Consider the following 21,893-nt stretch of genomic DNA (forward strand, 5'->3'; position numbering starts at 1 on the left):
CGCGCTGCTAGCTCAATATAACACCTGATGGTTGATTCTACCATCGTCCGAGCCCACCAGCACCTGCCGAGGCTAAAAAAGGGGCCGGAAGATCAAGCCATCGGCCGTTCTCGCGGTGGCGCCTGAGCACCAAGATCCAGTTGGCCGTTCGAGGCTTGGGATGTCCCGTGCGGTTCACACGGACTGCTCGGTCAGAGGTGATGCACCGCAAGCCGCAGCCCTGACAGAGGGATTGTCCGCCGAAATGGCTGACACAGCGTATGGCACGGACCGCTTACACCAAGCCATCGCCGCCAAGGGAGCGCTGGCTGTCATTCCCAACAATCCGTCACGGGCGCTAAAAATATGTTCCATAACCATCTCCACGCCCAGCGACATCTTGCGGAATGCTGCTTCAGAGCTCAAGCAGTTGGGGCATAGATCGCTCCAGCCAAGGGCATGCCGTCCGATAAAGGCAATATTGACGGCATATTCGGGAATCCTCTGAACGAATTCCATGGTTCCGTCGAGAGGATCGAGGAGCACGAAGCGGCGCTCGCTTGCGGTAAGCTTCGAGCCCATGTTTCTTCAGTGAGAACGATGATTCGGGAAGCGTTCGAAAAAGATACGAACGGATGATCTGATCGGCTTCAAGGTCTGTGACTGTTCACTGGCGAACATCGTCCGTGTATTGAGCGTAGGCCGGGACATTCATGATCGCATCTCCAGCGCGCATCGCGATGACGCCAAAAAGCCGCGCAATCCTGTCGAGCTCATCCAAAGAAGATTTTTCCTTATCGGACCACGTGGTGGGCTAGCTCCACATTGCTGCCAGCGCGAGCCGTTTCCGAGCCCCTCGCACGTGCGATGAAGCTCGTCTTACCTGCGCTTTCTCACCTGAATCTCGGCAGACCGCAGGGCAGCGCTAGACTTGGTCACGCCCTTGGACGCCTAGCGCCTCGCCATGCTGCGCATCTGCGTCAGGATCAAAGCCGCAAGACCAGTACCGCCCGAGCACGGTTCACAAGAACGGGTGCCCCGCCTTTAGGGGTGCGATGGCAACCCAGATCATGATAGAAGCTGCTGAACTTTTTGCGTCAAAAGCGGATCATGCAGACATACCGCCCATTCCAGCAGCATCTGGCGCACCGTGGTCGCCAAGATGCCATGAAGCGCCATCCGATCCAAAGCGAGTGATCGATCCGCGTCGATACGCGTTGCAATAAGGTCCGAGAGGAGGCGTACGTCATATCCACGCTCGGCGGCCTGCAGTGCGGCAATGAAGATATCTTCTTCGAGCCAACCTCCTCCGAAGAAAATGATACCGGTTTCGCGTGAAGCCAGATTGTCCGTAAATCGCCGATCATGCCAAATGGAAAGAGTGTCAATGTCCAGTTGCGTCGTTGAGTGCACGAGTTGCTGACCCATAATCCCGAACGGCTGGCATTCGCCGATGAGGGTCGACGCGACGCCGAACATCTCCAGGCCCGTCTGCAGCAATGAGAAACTGACATGCCGCGGGGCAAGACCGGCCGAAGCCGGCGTCTTACCACGCGTCATATTGATCAAAACCACCCGACTATGTCGTGGGCTTGCGAGCATACGTCAAATGACCTTTGCTGGATGCTGCTCGTGGGGCATTAGGCGGCAGCGCTAACAAGATCCGCTGGCACAAGCACGGGGCCATTGACGTCGGCTTGTTCGTACATCGTGTGAAGCGTTTGTTCGGACATGTCGAGAAAGCCGGCGACCGCCATGGTCGATCCGACCTGCTGCGGAGCGGCGATCCGTCTCAATGGCCAGCGCGCGCGCCGGAGAATGCGCTCCATACGCGTATCAGTCACTGTCACGATGCTGTCTGCGCGCGCGGCGCTTGCTGCCTCCATCATGGCGGCGAAGAGGATAAAGGTTGCGCGGTTGAGACGATTGGCTGCCTGCTCCGCGATAAGACTGGTGTCGATGCAAAAGCGTGAGCTTTCGAGAATTCTTTCGTCATGCGGCGCTGGCGTCCCGCCGAGCAGAACGGGAAAGGTGTCGGCCAACATGGTTGGTCCGGTCGTCGGAAGCAGACGAACCGAACCAACCGGCTCCCCGACGCCTGCCATCAGAACGAGATAAGTCGGCCCGAGAGTGTCATACACATCGAGCTCGAATTCACCCGAGACCGACACTGACCAGTCAAGCCTGTCCTTGAAGACACGGCGCCGCAGCCGATACATCGCCGCGAGCAACTCCAGATGACGACCAAATTGAGAGGCGTGAATTGCGATGGCACGCATAGCGACCTCCTGAAATTGTCGGGAGGCCTCAAAATCAGAAAGAGAGGTGCTAATCGCCTGTCAAATTTTACAGGTACCCCTTATTCAGTTTGATTACGTTAGACCTTTTTGGACAGAACACAATACAACATGCCCGGCGCGACGAGCGCCCAGGTCTGTTTTGCATCTCGCGAAATGAGAGGGTGTGGATGATTAGGACAACAAACCACGCCGCAGCGCCTCGGCGACGCATTGAGCAATAGATGCTGCACCTAGTTTGCGGCGCGCGTTCTCAAGATGAAACACGACAGTTCGCGGTGCAATTTGGACCAGCACCGCGATATCGGCGATAGTTTTTCCGCGCGCGGTCCATGCAAGGCATTGGCGCTCGCGCTGACTGAGCTCACTTGCGATGAGTTTACTGGCAGAGAGTACGTCAAGTCTGGCGGCAACATAACAATGAAAGTGCAACCCGACGAGTTGTATGAGATCCTTCCCGTCCGCCACCAGCCGCTCGGGATGAAGATCGCGGTCGCCCGTCGCCAGTGTAAATGCAGCCATCCGGCCAAATCCACCCCTGATTGGCACAGTGATGCCTGATCTAATTCCGAAAGTCATCGCTTCATCGAAGAACCGGCGCTGCTCGCGATTTCCGGCCAGGGCTGACGCCTCGCCTCCCCAGCTGAAAAGCGCGTGCTCGGCACGCGCGCGGCGCACCACCGGATCGAGCTGCTGATATCCAAGTTGGAAGTACCGGCTGGTCCAGGATTTGGGATATGACGAGATCAACATCGGCGTCTCGCCGGTCAAGCGCAGGTAGGCAAATCGCTGGAAGCCAAGCCTCTGCGTTAGCCGCGTTGCGACGCGCTCGAACTCATCCGCGCTGGTTGCGGTTTGGATGGCATCAATAAATTCCTGGAAGATGCATTCGACCGGGCTCATTCCGGCTCTACCATTTGAACATAGTCACGTGCTTCCTAATGACCCCACCGCCGCCTTTGGTGAAGAAGCTTCTCGGCTTACCAGGTCCCGCGAGCTCCCGCCAGAACACCCACGGGCTCGAGACCGGGTGGCCGAGGTGGAGGCGAAAAGGCCCTGCCCGCGAATCTACCGGCATCATTCTATGCAACCTGTTCGGACAGGATCTCGGCGAAGTTGAAGAAGCTGTGCGAATGATGAGCCCCGCCAACAGACTAAAATTGCCATCTAATCGTTATTTCTAACTGAGAACCTGCAACGCAGCCTTACAACAGCTGGAGAATCTCTTACAATCAATCTTGTTGTCATTTTCGTCGAAAAACTTTCAATCGCGCGGGTTAACAGCGTTTTCGTGATCTGGAAAGTATCATTTATTGGGATCAATGTTAGAGAATCTAACACCTAAGCATGCGCAAAATTCCACCTTTCACCGCTCTTCGTGCCTTTGAGGCGCTGTCCCGACATGAAAGCCTCACGCAAGCTGCGGCTGAACTGAGCGTCAGCCACAGCGCTGTCAGCCAACAGTTGCGGCTGCTGGAAGGATATTTCTCTTGCAAATTGGTGCGGAAGACTGGCAACCGCATTGAATTGACGCCTGCAGCACGTTCTTACGCTCATGAAGTACGCAAGAGCCTCGATCTGTTGGCCGTTGCTTCGGCGGACTTTGCCAGCGCCGGCTCCGCACACTGCATCCGCATCAACGCGACGCCATCGTTTGCGATGCGATGGCTGATCCCCCGTATCGCAGCCTTTCAGCGACTGAATCCGCGTATCGAAATCCGGCTTGAAACCTCTAACACCGATGAGTTCGAGTCGAGCGTCGACCAGAGCGATCTTGTCATCCGGTGCTATCCTATGAAAAAGGCCGGATTAGCTTGCCGTCATCTTCTCCATGACGAAGCCGTGGCGGTCGTCTCGCCAGCGCTGCTGTCGGAATTGAAAGTCCGCCATTCGAGGGATTTGACGCGGTGCCCGCTGCTGCACATGAAGAGCCGTATCTCGGCTTGGCCGGACTGGTTCCGTAAGGCTGGTATAGATGTCAGTCAGACGCCGCGTGGCCAAGTCTTTGACTACTTCTTCCTCTGCATAGAGGCGGCAATCAATGGCTATGGTATTGCTCTTGTGCCGGAGGCTCTCGTTTCGCTCGACATTGCAGAACGGCGCCTTGGAATTCTTTTTCCTCAATCACGCATCATTGGCTCTGGGTTCTACGGCCTATTCAACCCCTCAGCGCGCAAAGCCAAAAGTGTTGAGCAGTTTATCACATGGCTGACGCAGGAAGACTAGCTCCACTTGAAGACGTCGGTCGAGGTTGAGTGGCCCTGCCTGTCGCCTCCTCGCAGGAGCAACTTCGCAAGCGACCGGGAACGTCAGGTTGAAGACCGCCCCACACAGACCGCGGATCTGGTGGCGCCGTTTTCCACATCTTGCAGAGCTTCTAGAGCGGGCGCTTGCTCCCGGCATCACTGCCTCGTAAGGGCACGGGGATAATAAACCAGAACCATGCTCCGAGCTGAACTGCAAGGTTGACTGCAAAGGCTATCTGGTAACCAATTTCCGGATAGTGGCCCTGCTGAGGTGTCCAGTACTGAATCAAGAAACCCACCAGATACTGGACCAGAAAGGCGCAACCGATGTGAAAGACGTTGAGCGCCGCGGTGGCACGTCCAGCAAGCTCTTTTGGGAAAAACTCGCCCAAAATCGCGTAGCTAAGGACGGTCGCCGCCCCGCAGGCAGAGACAATCATCCACGGAACAGATGATGGCAAAGGTACTCGCAGGATCACTGCCAATTGGGCTACGAAGAACAGAAGTGCGACCAAGCCCAGGAGCGGTCGAGGACCTATCCCGTATCGACGAAGCTTTTGAGCCGCAAAGCCTAGAACCAGGGCGCCCGCACTCGATGCGATTGCCATGACAAAGAGATTGCGAAGCAATTCCGATCGGTCCAGGCGCTCGACATCAGCGAACCAATGGGCAGCCCACAGCCCCTGTAACGCCCAGGCCGTACCAATGCAGGTTGCAGAGAGCGGCGCCAAACGCCAGAAGCGAGGATCTGAATAAATCATTCGTAGTCCAATGGTAGTCCCCTTCGCGGCCAATGAGCACGTGCCCTTTGGCACGAGAAGGAAAATTGCAAGGGCGCATCCAATCGATGCAATGGCTAGGAGCTCAAACAATCCCCGCCAGCCGATCGACACGAGCAGGTGTTCGGCCGGCAATGTTGCCGTCACGGCCCCAAAGGACCCAAGCATGATCATCAGGCCATTGAGCAGTGGCACCTGCTCGGCGGGAAACCAGAGAACCACGGCTTTCAATCCGGCCGTCAATGCTGCAGAAGCGCCAAAGCCGATTAATGCTCGGCCGAGAAGAAGAAGCCAAAAGTTGTCGGAGACGGCAAATAGCGCTGCCCCGGCGGCTGCGGCCATCAGCACGACACTCTGGATTTTTCCTGGACCGTATCGGTCCACTAACACCCCAATAGGAATCTGGGCGGCCGCGAAGGTCAGGAAGTAGATGGACGTCAGGAGACCGAGGTCGTCGGCACCCAGTCCAAACTCATAGGTCAATGGTGCAGCTATGGTCGCGTTTATGTTGCGAAAGAGAAAAGAAAGATAGTAAGCTGCGACGAAGGGTAAGAAGACGCGCAAAACTAAAAGCCAATCTGTGGAGAAGGCTCGTGACCGCTGCGGCCCCGTAGCACGCCATGGCGCCAGAAACGGCCGCCATGTCGCGCCAGCCATTGTTTGTTCTGCTCTTGTATCGGGTTCGCGATCGAAGGCTGCGCCTCGAGCAACAGGCGGAGATTGTGGTTTGTTGCCGGCGACAGGCGCCGCAACGCCGTTTGGTTCCTGGTGTGTGGAGCGGGCCGACCCTTCTTGCCTCACCGGTTGTGTTGCAACATGCGCCGGATCAGTCGAATTCACCCGCTCAATTGTTTCCTTGATGAGCGACGTTCCTAGATGAACCCGCCTTGTCACCTGTGCAGCAAATTCGTCGAAGCGCGCGAGTCCTAGGGTACAGGCGGCAGGTTGGTCGGCGGCTGCAAACGGAGGCGTGACGGCGAGAAGAAATCGAGCCTGAAGCGCAACAGTCTCACTCACAATCCGCAACTCTTGATGAAGCTGTTCGAGGTTCTGGTTGATGGCGTTCAGCCGGCGATCAACCGAGGGGTCATCGACGTCATGATCTGGCCCGAAGAAATCAGCGAGGGCAGCCTCAATGATCTCCGATTTGGTAGCCCCGGGATGTTGCGCTGCGACTGCGAGCCGCGCGGCGACGGGCTCGGAAAGGTAGATAGCGATCCATGACTTCATGGAAGCGCTCCGTCGAAATTCAATGGAGCGGCCGTTGAATTCTCATATCCCGAGACGGGCTGTTTCCGCCGGTCGATATGGCCCCAGCTTCCTCGCTCGACGGCGCTGAAGAACGCTTCAATCTGCGAGTTGAAGGCTGCAGGTTCTTCGAGATTGATGGCATGGCCCGTATTGGGGCACACCCAAATGCCGGCGGCGGGAATTGTGGATTTGAGCATCAGGCCGGTTTCTAAACAGGGCTTGTCTTCGTCACCCACGGCGAGCAGCACCGGGACCGTCATCCGTGAAAATTCATCGCGGAAGTTGTGCAAGGACGGTCGCACGGCTTGGCACTGGAGCAAGGTATTGGACATACCCTGCGCCGAATGCTGCTTGAGCCGATTTACAAACTCCTGCCAGCCCTTCGGATCCTTGTGTTTCAGTTGAATTCGCGTGAGGTGGCGTGCCATTTTCTCTGCCATGGCATCCATGCCTCGCGCCGCCAATGCGCGCGCGAGAACAGACGTGTTCTTCAACCACCTTTCACGATCCGAGGCTGGAGATCCCGCCCCTGCTCCCGCTGCGACGATCGCGCTACTCCTTTCGCGGTACCGCAACCCAAACAGCAGAGCAGCATAGGCGCCCATGCTAGATCCAACCATGTGGGCGCGCTCGATCGAGAGGTCACTCATGACGATGCCGATGTCCTCTACGGCGACCTGCCAGCCGTATATGGCGGGATCATCAGGAACGTCGCTCGGTGGATATCCACGCGCGTTGTAGGCGATGCACCTATAGCCACGCGAAAAATAACGGATCTGCGCTTCCCAGCTGTGCAGGTCGGATTCGAATTCATGAACGAAAATGATTGGATAGCCCCGCCCATATTCCTCGAAATACAGCCTTATTCCACCTGACTTGATATAAGACATCGCCACCCCTTTTCTTGGAGCGCGGCAAGACGTTGCCGCCCATCGGGTGGCGTTGTGGATGAGCAGGGATAAGAATGGAGGTGTCGATTACCGGCGAATCGGATTTCGACACATCTCTTGTCTGACGCGCTTCGTCCAGGCTCTTCAGGTCTTTATCGGGAGCAACCCCATAAGGTCGCCCGAGAGCACGATATGGCTGAAGCAACGGGCGAGCCTCACGCTATCTCCTCGAGAATGAGCGCATGTGTCTGTTGAATAACCCGCCGAAGGAGGCTGCGCAGCTCCGCTAGCGGGCCCAACCGCACCCGCAACGTCTTGATTCTAAATGTTTCTGCGCGTATGCCTATTTTACCATCAGAATGCTATGCTGGAGCCAGGTTATTCAGAATGCCGTCGCTATTGCGATTCGTGCTTTAGCCGAACGCTATCACGTCAAGTACCAACAGACTGCGTTGGACGTGTTTGCAAGTCGTATAACGCGTCTTGCTGGTAATGATGCTCGATGAGCCTGCTTTGCTTTTGATTGCGTCGGGCCGGGCTGGTTATATCTCGAGCCAGGAAGCTGCGCGTTTGCAGGCCGAGTATCTGCTGCCAAGTACGAATGACTTTTGATCCATTCGCGAGCGGGGTCGTCCGTCCATTCCTTTGGCAGGTAGAGCGCCCGGTCGATGAAGGCATGGCCATGCCGCGACACATAGCAGCCGAACACTCCGATCTGGCAATTGGTGATCTTGCCCGCCGAGCCAGTGTACTGGCGTGCGACCCCGCACGAGGCCTTGCCCCGTTTCAAAAAGCCGGTCTCATCGATGACCAGGACCGCGTCCTCATCGCCAAGCCTCTCCAGTGCGTACTCACGCACAATGTCGCGCAGCGCGTCGGCATCCCACTGCCCCCGGCCCAGGAGCGCCTGCTGGCGCCACGGGCCTGGATCGCCGGCCGCTTCCGCCCGCATCCAACCCGTCTTGCGCGGCTCGTTGCCCAACAATCCGTCGAGAAACTGCCCCGCCGAGGCCGCGACCCGCTCCTGCGTAAACAGCAGACGGATGCTTGCTTGACATCTCGCAACGACGAAGCCCACAGCGTCAGCGTATCTTCAACCGACGCGCCACCAATCATCAGATCCCGAATCCTGGTCGCCCATGGATTCAGAACCTTCAACACAATGCAACTGTAATGCTAGTCTAAAACTGATCGGCTCGACACCGAGCATTTGAAGCGCGCTCTCCTCGGTTGGCTGCGCGGCGAGCCGAACCATTGCCAAATGGCAGCAATCCCAAGCCGATGAAGAGGACGCCCGGCGTCCAAACCGCGAGCGGGAAAACCTTGTCAGCCGACAAACCAGCATCGTCAATCGAATGAAGGCATGTCTCATTCGCCTGGGTATTCGCAATTTCAAGCCGACCCTACGTCATGCGTCAGAGCGGCTCGAGACTCGCGCACGCCGGAAGGGGTGCCTCTGCCACCCAACACTGTCGCCGAGAGGCGCCGGGACATGGTCCGCCTTCGCCTCGTCAGGGAGCAGATCAGGGAGATCGAGGCAGCTCGATTACAGCGTTTGCAGGTTTCTGACGGCGGAGCGCACGCGATGGTCAAATTGCTGGCGCGGATCATTGGCGTTGGAATCGAAACAGCGGACATGCTCGTGCATGAGATCCTCTCCCCGCAATTGAGAGATCGCAGAGCGGTCGCGCGCGCGGGCCTCACGGGCGCTCCCGATGAGAGCGGCAAGCGAAGACGGGAGAAGGGCCTTGCACGCGCTGGCAATGCCCGGGCGCGGCGTGGTATGATCCAACTGGCCTGGCGCTTTCTCCTTTTCCAGAAAGACAGCGCATCAGCACGTTGGTACCGTACTCGCGCGGCCGACGCGCGCGGCGGCACGCGCGCAAGACCATGATCGTGGCGCTGGCGCGCAAATTTCTCATAGCGTTCTGGCGCTTGACGACGACAGGCGAAATACCTGTAGGGATCAAGTTACGCCCGGTAGCATGAACGCGAGACGGGACACCTCAATTGGGGCTTGGCGAAGCAATCGCTAAACCCTGATACTCCGAGGTGGCGGTGACCCGCGCTACAACTTGGTCCATATGACCTCGCGGAAGAATGGGCCCGCTGCCCCAGCTTCGCTAGAGATGCGCATTGCTGCATCATGGTCGAAGATAGCGTTCGACCGCATACAAGTACGCGGCGCGATGCCCGCCGGAGATTGCAAGCTACCTCGGAATGTCTCTCAGTCGCCATGCCATGGAGTTAGTGGTCTCTGACGATCATCCGAGCTTGAAGAAGGTGATCGCTGAGGTCCTGACAACGCCATGTGCACTTCTTCAGGAACGCGCTCTACTCCGTGCCCCGCAAGGTCGACGACGATTGCCTGCTTTATCGCGCTAGCTGCTGAAAGAGCGCAAAAAAGGAGGCGTTACGCCCTGCCGCTTGACCATACTCAGGCCCACCGAGGGGATGGGCCCCCCCTCTCTGCCGCCGTCGCTCGCCAGCGCTGCGCTTGGGGGCAAGCGAGCGACGGCGGCTCCGAGGGGACGGCTTCGCCGGACCCCACGATCAATTTGCCGAACTTGACGCACACAACTGCGCCCTCGGTGCAAGGAGAAGAATGGCTAAGAGCTCTTGACAGGAGACACCCCATACAAGTTTGTAGCCGGGGGCGGCGAGGACGGCGTTGATGGCGTCGCCCTCGCGATGCCAGAGGTGATTGCGGCCCATTCGATGCTCGGACTTGAGATGGCCGATGACCGGCTCGACGGCGGAACGCCTTCGCAGCTCGCGCTTGATCTGTGGCGTCACCCGCCCCTTCTGCCCTGAGGCGAACACCCTGAACTTGTAATCGGGTGGGGCATTGTGGCCGCGATAGTGTCGGCGAGGAGGCGCTCGAGGGTGATGCCGATGAGGGCCTCCATGTCCGGAATGACGGTTGCGAGCGTATGCCCGTCATAGGGGGTGCCGGGCAGCGCCTTCACGTGGGTCACGAATTGACCGCCTTTGAACGCCATCATGCGGCGGCTCCTGTAGAGACGACCGCGCAAAGAACCATGAACCCGGCAGTGGATCACGTTTGTCTATCGGAGTTGACACCGTGCCCGCGATTAAAGAACGGAGACTCATTCATATAATAATGCGGCGCGCGCTGGCGCGACCCGCCCGACTGTGCCCTTACACGACGGTTTACAATCGTTTCAATCACTGCTGCGGCGCTCGACGATGGCGCTGCAATCTTCTCGGCTGCCATCTGCGCTGCGGTCTTAGCTTGCGCCGCGGTCTCCTCCACGTTGGCGAGCTTTAGCTCGAGCTGCTCCAGCAATGCGCCTTGCTCGGAGGACTGTCCGAACTGCTCGTGCCGGAGCTTCTTGATCGTGAGTTTGAGCTTCTCGATCAGCAAGGCCTCCTGGGCTTCGGCTTCCGCGGCCAAACAGGACGCTCGCTCGGGCGAGCCCCCCCGGTGTAGTGTCCGGGAGAGCCGCTCCAGCCAGCTCCATTAGCCCAAGCCGGGATGAGCCAGTCGACTCTGGAGGGACCGCCGATTGGCGACGAGGTTGTCAAGGTGCAGCGGCTCGTGCGCTGGCCGCTCTCCTTGGGCCAATCGTCGAACCAGCGCCCGCGTGCCGTCCACCACAAAGACGCCGCAATCATAGCTGTTCCGTTGCTGGGCCATGCTGGGTGACTCCAGGCGGGCGCGCAGCCGTCGTGCGAGCTGCGCTGCCGCCTCGTGGTTGTGTCCCCGGACAGAGTCGTAGTGATAGGCAACCGGCTCTCCTCGCGTGTGGCGATCAAGGAGCAGCAGCGACCAATGCGTGCCGAGGCGATTAGGATCCATAGCGTCGTTCACTGGCAGGAACAGGAAGTCGGCCGTATCATTACCATTTGGATCGTAGACGATGCGCTGGAACACGCGGAGCATGTCGGGCTCGGCGCCGAAGCGCAGTTGATAGTGAGCTATCAGGGGGTCCACGAACTGCGTCAGGGCGGCGAGTTCCGGACGGCCCCGCCGCAACTCCTCCGCCAGGAGCTCGTAATCCCTGTGGATATGCTTGTCGCCCAGCCATTCCTTGGCGCCGAGCTCTAGTCCACTGCGGCCGTGGGAGGAGGCGGTCGGATCCAAAGCCCCGATCTGAGCATCGGCGGATGTGCGCGGGAAAGGCGCATAACGAGCATCATCACGCAGCTCCTGCAGCGTGGGCGGATCTAGATCAATCACCTGCGGTCTGGGCGCATCCCGACCAACAAATAATACAGGACCAGCGTAGGTGTCCGAGCGCCCCCTGGCAGGATGGGCTGGCGCAAAGTGAGCATCGTCGCGCAACTCGGACGGCGTTGGCGCATTCAGATCAACAAATGGCTCAAGACCAGCATAGGTGTCTGAGCGACCCCTGGCAGGAGCGGCTGGCGCAAAGTGAGCATCGTCGCGCAACTCGGACGGCGTTGGCGCATTCAGATCAACAAATGGCTCAAGACCAGCATAGGTGTCTGAGCGACCCCTGGCAGGAGCGGCTGGCGCAAAGTGAGCATCGTCGCGCAACTCGGACGGCGTTGGCGCATTCAGATCAACAAATGGCTCAAGACCAGCGTAGGTGTCTGAGCGACCCCTGGCAGGAGCGGCTGGCGCAAAGTGAGCATCGTCGCGCAACTCGGACGGCGTTGGCGCATTCAGATCAACAAATGGCTCAAGACCAGCGTAGGTGTCTGAGCGACCCCTGGCAGGAGCGGCTGGCGCAAAGTGAGCATCGTCGCGCAACTCGGACGGCGTTGGCGCATTCAGATCAACAAATGGCTCAAGACCAGCGTAGGTGTCTGAGCGAACCCTGGCAGGATCGGCTGGCGCAAAGTGAGCATCGTCGCGCAACTCGGACGGCGTTGGCGCATTCAGATCAACAAATGGCTCAAGACCAGCGTAGGTGTCTGAGCGAACCCTGGCAGGATCGGCTGGCGCAAAGTGAGCATCGTCGCGCAACTCGGACGGCGGTGGCGCATTCAGATCAACAAATGGCTCACGCCTGCCCTTAGCATTTGACGCGGGCCTGGATGGTGATGCTGGTTCTTGCCGCTGTTCACTCAACCAAACCCAAGCTCCAGCGCTTCGGCTGGCCGGCGTTGAGGGAAGATCCTGCGAAGAGCCGGAAAACCGATCGCCCTGCGCGGCCGGCGAGCTCGGCTGCTCAGGGCCTCGCAGCCCCAGCTCTCGGTTCGCCTCAATGAGTTTCAAGTAGCTGCGAAGATGCGACAAATCGGGACCGTGTACTCTGCCTCCAGTCCGTTGGAATGCTACCACGTCATCGTCGAGGGATAACTGCTGCCTGCTGGAGCCGTTTAGTCGCCCAATAATGCTCCCTTTGCCATTCCCTCTAAGCCACGCACTCAGCGCACGAAGACGTGTCGCCCGCTGTTGCGCAGACTGCCTCAGCTTCGCAGTCGGGGTTTTAAGATCTTTCAGGGCTTGGCTCAGCGCGCCCTCGATGAGGGGCGCATCTTCTGGATGAGGAACGTGGTGACGGGGGGCACCGAGAACGCGGGGTTCGGGTGCTTCGACTTCTTCCCCCCCACGTAGCAGCCGCCTGAGAACGTCCACAGCCGATCTAATGCGGTTCTGGGGGTCACGGCCCAAGCTCCTGTACTTCGCTATTTCCTCATCGAGCGATGAACCGTCTCGGAGCCGAGAAGCTACAGGGCCCCTATGACTTGCGTTGACCCAGCGGACAAAAGTCCTAAGCCCGGAAACACTGTTGTTGATGGCCCCTGGGGTGAGCTTGCGCCGCTCGGCGTCTACACGAAACCTCGCCAAGAGCTCCGCGTCTTCGGCCGGAAGCTGCTCGCCGATCAGCTCGTCCGGCGACGACACCGGAGCTTGCCTCTGCGATGGTGACGCCGCCAGTTGATGGGATGGGGTCTGCATCAGCTGCCGCTCAACCGCGTCGCCGTGCGGAGGCGGCGAGGAGCTGGGTCCGTCCATCGTCTCCAAAAGCAGATCCTGCTGGTTCGCAGGCAGAGTCTCCGGCCAGCTGACAGCTCCGTTCGACCCGCTGTGCTGCGCAGTCGCGGTGAGGGTCGGCTTCGTCTCGGCGCGAACCGCGTCTTCGAGATCAGGAAGGGGGCGAATATGACGCAGGAGTTCGATCGTTCTAGCACCCGCCGGCGACCTCAGGAGATGAGCCAGTGCGGCTCCGGCTTTTCTGCGGCCATGGGGGTCCGCCTCCTTATACCGACTGACGTCTTCATCCAGCGAGTCGTGGCCAAGCCGAGCAGCAATGCCGGGCTTATCGTTTTCACGGAGGTAATCACTGAAATCGATAAGAAGAGTTGCATAGCTCCTGGCGGTGTTGGCGGTGCTTGGGGCTGCTTCTTCCTTGTACCTTTTGATGAGATCCGCATGCTGGGGATAGGGATTCCGCTCAACCCGGCTTGCAAACGGCGTGATGCCGCCCGGCGATTGGAAGGCTCGAAGATGATCCAGTGGGGTAGCGATGGCCTGCTCCTCCTTCTCGGCGAACTCCTGGGCATCCTTGTCCAGCGACTTGTCGTAAAGCCGGGAAGCAATGCCCGGCTTGTCGTTCTTCACGAGCCAATGCCCCAAGCTGAGAAGACCACGTAGATTGCGGCCGACCGTGCTCTCGGAGGCCCCAGCCTTGATGAGTGCCGGCCTCAGCCCCTCAATAAGAGAGGCATCTTCGCAATAAACAGGATCCAGGCTGCTACCTGCGAAAGCCAATTTTGCATGGCCGGGCGGTAGCGCCGAGGCATTCAGCATCGTTCCACCGCCTTGACCGTGCGGAGGCGGCGTAGATGGGTGCCCGCTCGCCCGCATGATGGGAATCTGCTCGCCTGGCACGAGGATGTTGCGGTAACGTTCATCCGTCAGCTCGTCGTCCTGGTGGCGCCAGTTCACGGGATTAGGGGACTCTGTAGGATTCAATGCCAGGCCATGCCGCGGTGGCTGAAGACACGACGATGCACCGGCTTCGTCGACCGTCCCAAAGAATAAATCTTGATCATCCCCCTCAGCGAGTGCCGCTGGCCAACTGAAGGCGGGCTGCGAGCCGCCCTGCTTAGCCGCGGCCTCAATGCCCCCTGCCCGGGCAGTGATTGAGGCGACTCCGCCCGGCGACTGAGAGGCGCGGAGACGATCTAGTGCGGTAAGAACGAGGTGCCTGCGACTTTGATCGAAGATCGCAGCGTCGCTGCTGAGCGATTCGTCGTTAAGCCGAGCAGCCACTCCCGGCTTGTTTTTTGCAAAGAGCCACCGGCTGAATCTGCGAAGAGGACCAACATAATTCGTCTTAGCGGTGATCTTCTCGTACCCAGCCTTAACGAGTGCTTCTTGAAGTCCGGAAATCAAGGGCGCGTCTTCGGGATGAAAAGGCGGACCGTTGAGTTTTCTCGCTCCATTACGGAGATGATCAAGTGCCGCGCCGATACTTTTGTTACCGCCGGCGTCCTTGTAGCGCTGGATCTCTTCATTGAGCGGTTCGTCCTCGTTCCATGTCTCGTCCTGAAGCCGAGCAGCAATGCCAGGCTTGTTGTTTGCCCGAAGGTAGTGGCTGAAATCCGTGAGAATAGATGCATAGGTTTTGGCGGTACTTGAAGTTCCGGCCGCCACTGCTTGCTTTCTGTATTCTTTGATGAGAGTTCCGTCCTTGGGATAAGGAGTCAGGTCAGGGCGGCCTGCGATCGGTACGACTCCTCCCGTCAATTGAGAGGTCCGCAGATGAGCTAGTGCCCAAGGGACGTTCGCCGTCCCACCTTTGGTTATGAACTCCTCGACATCCTTGTCCATCGACTCGTCATGAAGCCGATCAGCAATGCACGGCTTGTCGTTTGCAAAGAGCCAGCGGCTCAAGCTGAGCAGATAACCGACGTTGCTCGTGGCGGTGCTCTCGGCGGCTCCACCCCTGAGGAGCGCCTGCTTAAGGCCGGAAATAAGGCGCGCATCCTTAGCATAAAGCGGCTCCTTGCTGCGACCTACCAAGACCCAATTTGACTGAGCGGTCTGTAGCGCTGCGGCGCCCAGCACCGCCTCATCGTTTCCGGCATGCGCCTCAGATCGCGATGCCTCCGCTTGATGCGCGCGGACCTGCATGAGCACGGGAGCAGCCGGGACAGCGATCTCACTCAGCTGCTGCTCAAAGGCCGCCGCATCTGTGGACGGAGCCGGTGAGCTCTCTTGCGGGCCCGCGGTGCCCGATTGTTGACGCACCCAGTTGGCGGATTGGAACTTCATTCGTTCTCACTTTCGGAATATAGGCCAATTGAAGCCTGAGTGATTTGGCACGGACTCGACTCGGCAGCATCGAACCCAGCAGAAAACTACCGTGAACGCCCCAAAATGCCCCGTCCAAGCACCCCCGACCCCGCGCTCCAGTATTCTTGCGGCGATCGCCAGCTATGATCGCCTCTGGAGACCCTACTCTATGTGCGATAGCTGTCGAGAACCTGACGCGGAGCCGCCGACTTGCTGCAGCGGACACGCATGCTGCCCCCATGGCCGGAAATCGATAAAGAACCTCGCGAAGAACGGTTCTGTGGGCTTTCCTGAGCCTTGTTGCATAATGAAGAACGGCCCCATGGGGCGATCGGCAATCGACCCGATTTTGCTGCAAAACCGCGATGGCGCCACCAGCCCGCCAACGTGTTTAGAGTCGTAAAACTCTAGTTTCGAGTGGTGCAAAGTTCGGTCTCGCTGCAGAACCACCGAGACTCTAACTGCCGCTGGATGAAAGTTTAGTGGCAGGTCACCGGTACCCAACCAGCGGGATAGCGGCCGACTATCGGTTGCCGTGGCGGTTCTGGCGGTTCCTTACGCTTGCTATGAGCAATGGGCTGCATTTGCAGAAGCCCAAAACAGTTGCTGGAAGATGATGACGACGCTGGAGTGCGGCGCGCCTTTATCGGAAGAGACGCTGACACCGGCCATCAACCAAGCTGGCCTTGTTGATCTCGGCAAGGGTGGGCTGCTCTAGCCGGAGTTCTGGCACCGTCGAGCGAACTTCTCAGGCCCGCAACGGCGCGACAAGGTGCGAGTGGATGGAAACAGAATTTAGGCTGGGGCAAGCGGCCGAGTATTCACCTGCTTCCGCAGCTCTAGCCTTGCTAGTCGTAAACTTCTTGGGTCTGGCACTGATCGCGCTGCGCGCCGTCTTCGGTTGGATCGTGGCAGGCTACAGGCCCTCACCAGCCTGACCGAGTGATAGACGGTGTTTCCTTGAAGGTCCACTGCCACGCGGTGCCCTCTCGACGTTGCCGGCCATCACGCGCAGGTTCGGAGCCGTCTCGTTGTCGGAGGGTTCGGCCGGAAGGAAACGCGCTTTGAGCGAGCGAGAGCATCTTAATGATGCTGGCGTACGAGCCATCTTCGGCGCGGGTGAAGGTGCCAATCTGAGCGGTGGTGATCTCCTGTTGCTGTTTCCAAGACCGCGACCAGCGCGGCCTCGATGGCAATGTCTGAGCGCCGCAATGACCGACCCGCAGCCTCTGGCCCGCAGCGTCAGCGGAGGATGGCAGGCTGGGCGATCTTATTGCCTCGCGAGGAATGCCGCCGCTTGGCTGCAGGGCGCGAACGAGCCATTGCGGGTAAGGGCCGGCGAACGCGGCGAGCGTTTAGTGGATTGTGATCCGTCAGCAAGAGGCCGCTATGGCCGTGGGCGCAAACAGCAGCGGCTTACAGGAACTCATCACCGCCATGATGGCAACACCACTCTGCAACAGTAGCTGAAGGCAGGGCGGCCTTTTCTGCGCCGCCCCCGATTCAAAGTCAAAAAAACCTCGATCGGACGCGCGTAAAGGCGGGCTTTGGTATTCCAATTGAGCCTCCGCCCGAGGATTGACCATCAGCGCGAAGCGCTCGGGCCGGCGCTACAATTGAGAGGCGTCGACCTCCTCATCCGGGAAGTTCTCGCGTCCAGCTCCAGCCGGTTCTTCGCCTCTTCTCCCATGTGATTAGCACGTAGTCTTCGAACGTGTTCGAGGAGCTGACATGCGTCTCGATCAGCTGCCGCAGCTCGTGCCTGATCCGGTATTTGCTGACGATCATTTGCCTTTATCATTGCTGGGTTCACGTACGAGATTGAACTTGTCGAACTGGCGCGTCGAAACGTTTGATGATGGTGAGGAACTGCAATCAACATTGCGGTTGGAGCCAAGAACATTCAGCGCAAGGGACAAGCGTAGCAGAAATCCCAGCTGCGATCAGGGCGTACTCAATTGAGCTCGCCCCAGCCTTATCCCGCGAAAACGTAGAAGAGGAGATGACTTCATTGCAATGCCATTGTCCCGGTTGGACCGCTAGCGGATTCCGTTCGACCGCTCCCGCCAGTCATTCGCTTGGGCTGCGTGCGGTCCATCCAAAAATGATGCCCGATCCTCGCTCATCTGAGTTTGAGAAATAGTTCAAGATTGGCGCTGTTAGAAGCTGACCGATGCCGCACGACACAGACAAGGCGACAAAACACAGCGTAGAGATATGCCGCAAGTTGAGACCAGAATTCACTGTCGCGATTGAACATTAGACCTCATATACAGCCCCGCGCTTCCCACTAAAAATTAAGAGCTCGCCCCCACGGAACATAAGGGAGGGGCTGGTCGCCTGGCTCCCGAAGCGTGGAAGCCACGCTGCTGGGAAACAGCGCGCACTTCGGCATCGCTCACAAGCGTTCCGATTTTCCGCTCCCGGCGCTCTTTACGACGGTTGAAGAAAATTCAGAAAGCTGCACAACCTGCCGTTTGAGAAACGCAACCAGCTGTGTGAGACGAAGAATCACTTGCTTGCAGCGCTCCAGCTCGCGCTGTTCGTCTGTCATTTCAGACGCTTCATGGCGATTCCTACTTGCCGTCACGATTCATGTAGACCCCTTGACCTAGCAGAGCTCAAATTATTTCGTTCGGCGAACTCCTTTTCGAACACGAATTGCGCCGGCTCGCCGTGATTGCCTTCGATAAACCCCTTCGCCACCAATAGCTCGCGGGCATCGCGCACCAGTTCGGGGCTGCCACATATCATGACGCGGTCATGCTCCGGGTCGAGTTCCGGCAGCTCGATGTCTGAAAACAGCTTGCCTGACGCGATCAGGTCGGTGATCCGTCCACGGTTGCAGAAGCGATCGCGCGTCACGGTTGGATGATAGATCAACTGGTAGCGCACGAAGTCGCCGACCAGCTCGTCGCTCGGCAGTTTTCCCGTGATCATCTCGCCATAGGCGAGATCCGCGATACGACGGCAGCCATGCAGCAGCACGACATTCTTGAATCGCAGATAGGTTGCAGGATCCTTGATCACGCTCAGGAACGGCGCAAGCCCGGTGCCGGTGCCGATCAGATAGAGATTGCGCCCGTACTCGAGATTATCGATGACCAGCGTCCCCGTAGCCTTGCGGCTGACGATGATCTCGTCACCCTCCTTCAGTTGCTGCAGACGCGAGGTCAAGAGACCATCCGGCACTTTGATCGCGAAGAATTCCAGCCGTTCCTCGTAATTGGCGCTGGCCAGGCTGCACGCACGCAGCAGCGGCTTCTCGTCGATCTTGAGCCCGATCTTGGTGAATTCGCCGCTACGGAAGCGGAACGACGGATCCCGCGTAGTGGTGAAGCTGAAGAGATTGTTGGTCCAGTGATGGACGCTCAGCACGCTTTCTTGGTTGAAATTGCTCATCTCACACTCCCGCGAAACTACCCGCGGGTCCGCGTTAGTACGACGTGTCTGCACGGGTTTTCCAAATAATACTGCGTGCACCAGCTGAGGCTCTCGATGCACTATCGTCGGACCGATAGGTTCACACCCTCAACTGCTTAGGCTTTCAAGATCGGCCTGTGCCCCCGCCTGCAGCAATCAACCCGGCCGCTGACCATTCACAACATCTCCAATCGCTTGACTCGTTTAGCCCGCCGGGCATCTGCGTTGCTAAGATGATGAGTTTTTCCTCCAGGTTAACGCCGGGCAGGTTGGCTGGCTTTGCCAGCTCACATCCTGCCAAGTGGGCGTGCCGTCGCAGAACGCAATGGCAAATTGGGCACACCTTTGCTCCGACAAACACAGTACGTAACGAACGAAGAATCTCGTTTCTCAACTGAGTGTGTCGTCTCGGCTTCAGATTCCTTAGAACCTTTTGCTCTGTTGCAAAGCTGCTGCAACCGATCCCAACGAAGATCGACGCTTCGCCGAGGTAACACCCGCCGAACATGCGGTCTGCGAGCGCCTGTGGTTGGCCTGGGTCTGACTGTAACAATATTGTAATATTGATTAACGCAATGACCCGCGTGATTACGCCTAAATCCTGCATTTGGGGTCGCCTTCGATGGATTTCACGGCATAGCGATCCACCTGCTCCCGAATGGTCCCGATCAGTGGACAGCAGGCGGCATGACCTCACGTGCTCGGTCCGATGCAGAACGCCGCAGGCTTCAGCCTCCACTCGAGCCAAGGAGGGAATCGGAAACAAAAGAGTGCATGAGCGCGGACTCCAAAGTCTGCATCGAGCGGCAGCTCGGCAGAATAGAACGCCCCTAGCTGCGGCGCCTCTTTGAGCCAAAGGTGATGTTGCGCTCCCTGAATTCGCACTACGGCATAACAACATCGGATGCCTGTCTGATGCTGCCCGATGCAAGGTCAGCAAGCAGTAGCGCCGCGGCGTTGATTTGCGAGGCAGACGCGCTCCGCATGACTGGCACTAGCCTTGCAGGACCTCAGGTGCCCCAAGAGCAACTTGCCTAGATGCCGGCAGTGACCGCTGATATATTGGTGGCCTTGAGAGGCGATCTGAGAACTCGACAATTGATCTTCGCGATCGGCTAGCCGAAGCGCTGGGTGTCCATTTATCTGAGCTCTTTGTTCACTCTCCTATGCCAGCAGCATTGAAGTTATTGTGCGTATGATAACGCCGCGAGGTGCCAAGGCCCGCGAGGCTGAGCAGAAGGCTATCGAAGCCATCGCCAAGTATATTGATGGCTACACAGCCAATAACCACAGCGAAAGCCGGCTTAAAGGCATAGCGGTGAACGCTGTTCAAAGAACCGCAAGCTCTCGACTATTCAGGCGCTCAGAGAGCTCGGTGAGCTCGAGCACGGAGTTTTCCGCTTGAGACAACATCCGAAATTGGGTCGCTCACGGAGCGTACTATCAAACTACATTGATCGAGGACCGGCAGCTTCTCGAACTATTGGATCACTCGATCGCTCGTCCGCGAGCTGATCAGGCGGCGTTCAGGCGCAGGACCGGTCGAACGATCTCCTCGGCAAGGGCCGTCTTGATGCGAATCTCACGCCCTTGGGAGCGGCCTCAATCCGCCTCTTCGAGTCGATAGGCAGGTGCGGTCGTGAGCGACCTAGCGTAGGACGCGGACCAGCCAAGACGACTGACATGGTCTGCAAGCGAGGCATTTGTCTTAGATTGGAGAAAGAATGCCTTGCTTGGCGCAGCATCTGGCTTCGGCGCGTCCGCGAGGCCGCGTACGAAGTTTATGGCTCGCTCCTGAAGTTCGGCCTCCAGTTTGGTTGCCTTGATGCGCTCGATAACGAGCTCGCGATCGAATGGCCGCGCCTTGTGATAGCCTTCCACGAACTCTTTGTCCTTCTCGGACAAGCGGGCGAGCTTGGAAACAATAATGTCCTCAGGACATGGTGCGACGGCAAGGACCTTTCGACCGTCGACATCGACCGTCCTCGTGATCGCGCGCTTATTCCGGTCTTCGGGCAGCCGCGCTGTATTCTCGTCGACACCGTCGATATAGAAGCCGTGCTCCCTACGGAATAGCGACCCCTCGTCATAGAGAGCGTTGATTTCTTCTGAGGCCTCCGGATCGTCGTCTGGATCCAGCTCCTTTTGCTGAATCTCCCAGATCCTTGCGTTTTCCGGCTAGGCGTCGATCTCGCCGGAGGTGCGCAGAACGACCAGCGCGTCCGGCCAGGAGAGCAAGATACTCTGACTGCCGATGATGAAAACCTTGTCTGTCTTGAAGACTGGCTATCACCCTGACCGTCTCGACAAGATCTTCGATAGTTCGAAGAAGGAGCATTGCGTCACGTAGCGATCCGCGGAAGCTCCGTGAGCTGATGGATCACGGATCTCTCAGCAATCCGCTTTGCCGCCTTCCAGATACGACGTCGCAAAGCGTCGTCCTCGAAGTTGATACCTTCCGCCAAAACGAATGGCGAGGACAAGCGCAATCGCGTCATTTCTTCGTCGCGACTCGTCAGACGACGGCGTACCGTGGATGGAGGACGGCCAAGGACGTCAGACCATTCGCGAACGAAATCGTAGCCTTCGTAACGCTGCGAGCTACGGGCCAAAGAATGCTTCGCCCTTTCGACCAGTGACGGGTCGCGACCGATCTGCCGCGCAATAAGCCGATGCATCATCAGCTTCGCGGTGTCGTTCACGTATTCCCGGTTGACCCGAACGCTCATGGCTCTTGACCAATACCTACCTCAACAAGGGAAAATAGGCATCTACCCGTAAAAATCCAG

16 protein-coding genes and 5 pseudogenes are annotated in these 21,893 nt (G+C 58.3%); 6 read left to right on the forward strand and 15 right to left on the reverse strand.

What is annotated here, in order from left to right; all coding sequences use genetic code 11:
* Nucleotides 1–21: 21 nt before the first annotated feature.
* A pseudogene (locus J6524_RS08800) lies at nucleotides 22–396 on the forward strand (transposase); the annotation flags it as partial.
* A 90-nt stretch (nucleotides 397–486) separates the two neighbouring features.
* Here J6524_RS08800 and J6524_RS37860 read toward each other — a convergent pair.
* The 4 genes and pseudogenes from J6524_RS37860 to J6524_RS08820 all read right to left on the reverse strand — a co-directional run.
* Nucleotides 487–561 (reverse strand): annotated as a pseudogene (locus J6524_RS37860) (hypothetical protein); the annotation flags it as partial.
* 486 nt (nucleotides 562–1,047) lie between these two features.
* Nucleotides 1,048–1,554 carry a cysteine hydrolase family protein gene (locus tag J6524_RS08810; protein ID WP_225669992.1) on the reverse strand — a complete coding sequence of 169 codons (507 nt, stop codon included), beginning with the start codon at nucleotides 1,552–1,554 and terminating at the stop codon, nucleotides 1,048–1,050.
* Nucleotides 1,555–1,619: 65 nt separating this feature from the next.
* A complete protein-coding gene (locus tag J6524_RS08815) occupies nucleotides 1,620–2,258 on the reverse strand; it encodes an acyl-homoserine-lactone synthase (protein ID WP_225669993.1) in 639 nt (212 codons plus the stop codon).
* A gap of 192 nt (nucleotides 2,259–2,450) precedes the next feature.
* A complete protein-coding gene (locus tag J6524_RS08820; protein ID WP_225669994.1) occupies nucleotides 2,451–3,179 on the reverse strand; it encodes a helix-turn-helix transcriptional regulator in 729 nt (242 codons plus the stop codon).
* A gap of 444 nt (nucleotides 3,180–3,623) precedes the next feature.
* Here J6524_RS08820 and J6524_RS08825 point away from each other — a divergent pair, with 444 nt between their 5' ends.
* Nucleotides 3,624–4,502, forward strand: a complete 879-nt coding sequence (locus J6524_RS08825; RefSeq protein WP_225669995.1) for a LysR substrate-binding domain-containing protein — start codon at nucleotides 3,624–3,626, stop codon at nucleotides 4,500–4,502.
* A 151-nt stretch (nucleotides 4,503–4,653) separates the two neighbouring features.
* Here the strand turns inward: J6524_RS08825 and J6524_RS08830 are convergent, their stop codons facing one another.
* From J6524_RS08830 to J6524_RS08840, 3 genes and pseudogenes are all read right to left on the reverse strand, one after another.
* Nucleotides 4,654–6,531, reverse strand: coding sequence for an MFS transporter (locus J6524_RS08830; protein WP_225669996.1), 1,878 nt, complete (start codon nucleotides 6,529–6,531; stop codon nucleotides 4,654–4,656).
* Nucleotides 6,528–7,442: an alpha/beta fold hydrolase gene (locus J6524_RS08835; protein ID WP_225669997.1), complete on the reverse strand. Its 915-nt coding sequence runs from the start codon at nucleotides 7,440–7,442 to the stop codon at nucleotides 6,528–6,530. Before J6524_RS08835 ends, J6524_RS08830 begins: the two co-directional genes overlap by 4 nt.
* 619 nt (nucleotides 7,443–8,061) lie before the next feature.
* Nucleotides 8,062–8,558, reverse strand: a pseudogene (locus tag J6524_RS08840) (IS701 family transposase); the annotation flags it as partial.
* A 376-nt stretch (nucleotides 8,559–8,934) separates the two neighbouring features.
* On the opposite strand from J6524_RS08840, the gene J6524_RS08845 reads away from it, so the two are divergent.
* Together J6524_RS08845 and J6524_RS38215 are read left to right on the forward strand one after the other, a co-directional pair.
* The gene (locus J6524_RS08845) at nucleotides 8,935–9,336 is read left to right on the forward strand and encodes a transposase (protein WP_225669998.1); all 402 of its coding nucleotides are present in this window, start codon (nucleotides 8,935–8,937) and stop codon (nucleotides 9,334–9,336) included.
* Nucleotides 9,337–9,677: 341 nt separating this feature from the next.
* Nucleotides 9,678–9,816: pseudogene (locus J6524_RS38215) on the forward strand (transposase); the annotation flags it as partial.
* A 179-nt stretch (nucleotides 9,817–9,995) separates the two neighbouring features.
* On the opposite strand, the pseudogene J6524_RS08850 reads toward J6524_RS38215, so the two are convergent.
* From J6524_RS08850 to J6524_RS08860, 3 genes and pseudogenes are all read right to left on the reverse strand, one after another.
* Nucleotides 9,996–10,435: pseudogene (locus tag J6524_RS08850) on the reverse strand (IS5/IS1182 family transposase); the annotation flags it as partial.
* 65 nt (nucleotides 10,436–10,500) lie between these two features.
* Nucleotides 10,501–10,860 carry an IS66 family transposase gene (locus J6524_RS08855; RefSeq protein WP_225669999.1) on the reverse strand — a complete coding sequence of 120 codons (360 nt, stop codon included), beginning with the start codon at nucleotides 10,858–10,860 and terminating at the stop codon, nucleotides 10,501–10,503.
* Nucleotides 10,861–10,926: 66 nt separating this feature from the next.
* Nucleotides 10,927–15,660 (reverse strand): Ulp1 family isopeptidase, encoded by a 4,734-nt coding sequence (locus J6524_RS08860; RefSeq protein WP_225670000.1) that lies wholly within the window; start codon nucleotides 15,658–15,660, stop codon nucleotides 10,927–10,929.
* A gap of 556 nt (nucleotides 15,661–16,216) precedes the next feature.
* On the opposite strand from J6524_RS08860, the gene J6524_RS08865 reads away from it, so the two are divergent.
* Both J6524_RS08865 and J6524_RS37085 read left to right on the forward strand, forming a co-directional pair.
* Nucleotides 16,217–16,399, forward strand: coding sequence for a hypothetical protein (locus J6524_RS08865; protein ID WP_225670001.1), 183 nt, complete (start codon nucleotides 16,217–16,219; stop codon nucleotides 16,397–16,399).
* A gap of 1,013 nt (nucleotides 16,400–17,412) precedes the next feature.
* Complete coding sequence (locus J6524_RS37085) at nucleotides 17,413–17,643, forward strand: hypothetical protein (protein WP_249789362.1); 231 nt, start codon at nucleotides 17,413–17,415, stop codon at nucleotides 17,641–17,643.
* Here the strand turns inward: J6524_RS37085 and J6524_RS37865 are convergent.
* The 5 genes from J6524_RS37865 to J6524_RS08890 form a co-directional block, all read right to left on the reverse strand.
* The gene (locus J6524_RS37865; protein ID WP_376712005.1) at nucleotides 17,557–17,751 is read right to left on the reverse strand and encodes a Flp family type IVb pilin; all 195 of its coding nucleotides are present in this window, start codon (nucleotides 17,749–17,751) and stop codon (nucleotides 17,557–17,559) included. The two genes, J6524_RS37085 and J6524_RS37865, sit on opposite strands and share 87 nt — an antisense overlap.
* Before the next feature lie 328 nt (nucleotides 17,752–18,079).
* Nucleotides 18,080–18,235 carry a hypothetical protein gene (locus J6524_RS08875; protein ID WP_225670002.1) on the reverse strand — a complete coding sequence of 52 codons (156 nt, stop codon included), beginning with the start codon at nucleotides 18,233–18,235 and terminating at the stop codon, nucleotides 18,080–18,082.
* Nucleotides 18,236–18,267: 32 nt separating this feature from the next.
* Entirely contained in the window at nucleotides 18,268–19,083 is an 816-nt protein-coding gene (locus J6524_RS08880) for a ferredoxin--NADP reductase (protein ID WP_225670003.1), read from the reverse strand.
* Between the two features lie 1,623 nt (nucleotides 19,084–20,706).
* Nucleotides 20,707–21,267, reverse strand: a complete 561-nt coding sequence (locus tag J6524_RS37620) for a DUF6036 family nucleotidyltransferase (protein WP_312002375.1) — start codon at nucleotides 21,265–21,267, stop codon at nucleotides 20,707–20,709.
* A 179-nt stretch (nucleotides 21,268–21,446) separates the two neighbouring features.
* On the reverse strand, nucleotides 21,447–21,806 hold the full coding sequence (locus J6524_RS08890; RefSeq protein ID WP_225670005.1) for a hypothetical protein: 360 nt from the start codon (nucleotides 21,804–21,806) through the stop codon (nucleotides 21,447–21,449).
* Nucleotides 21,807–21,893: the final 87 nt, after the last annotated feature.

The sequence above is a fragment of the Bradyrhizobium hereditatis genome, from assembly GCF_020329435.1.
Taxonomy (GTDB): domain Bacteria; phylum Pseudomonadota; class Alphaproteobacteria; order Rhizobiales; family Xanthobacteraceae; genus Bradyrhizobium; species Bradyrhizobium hereditatis.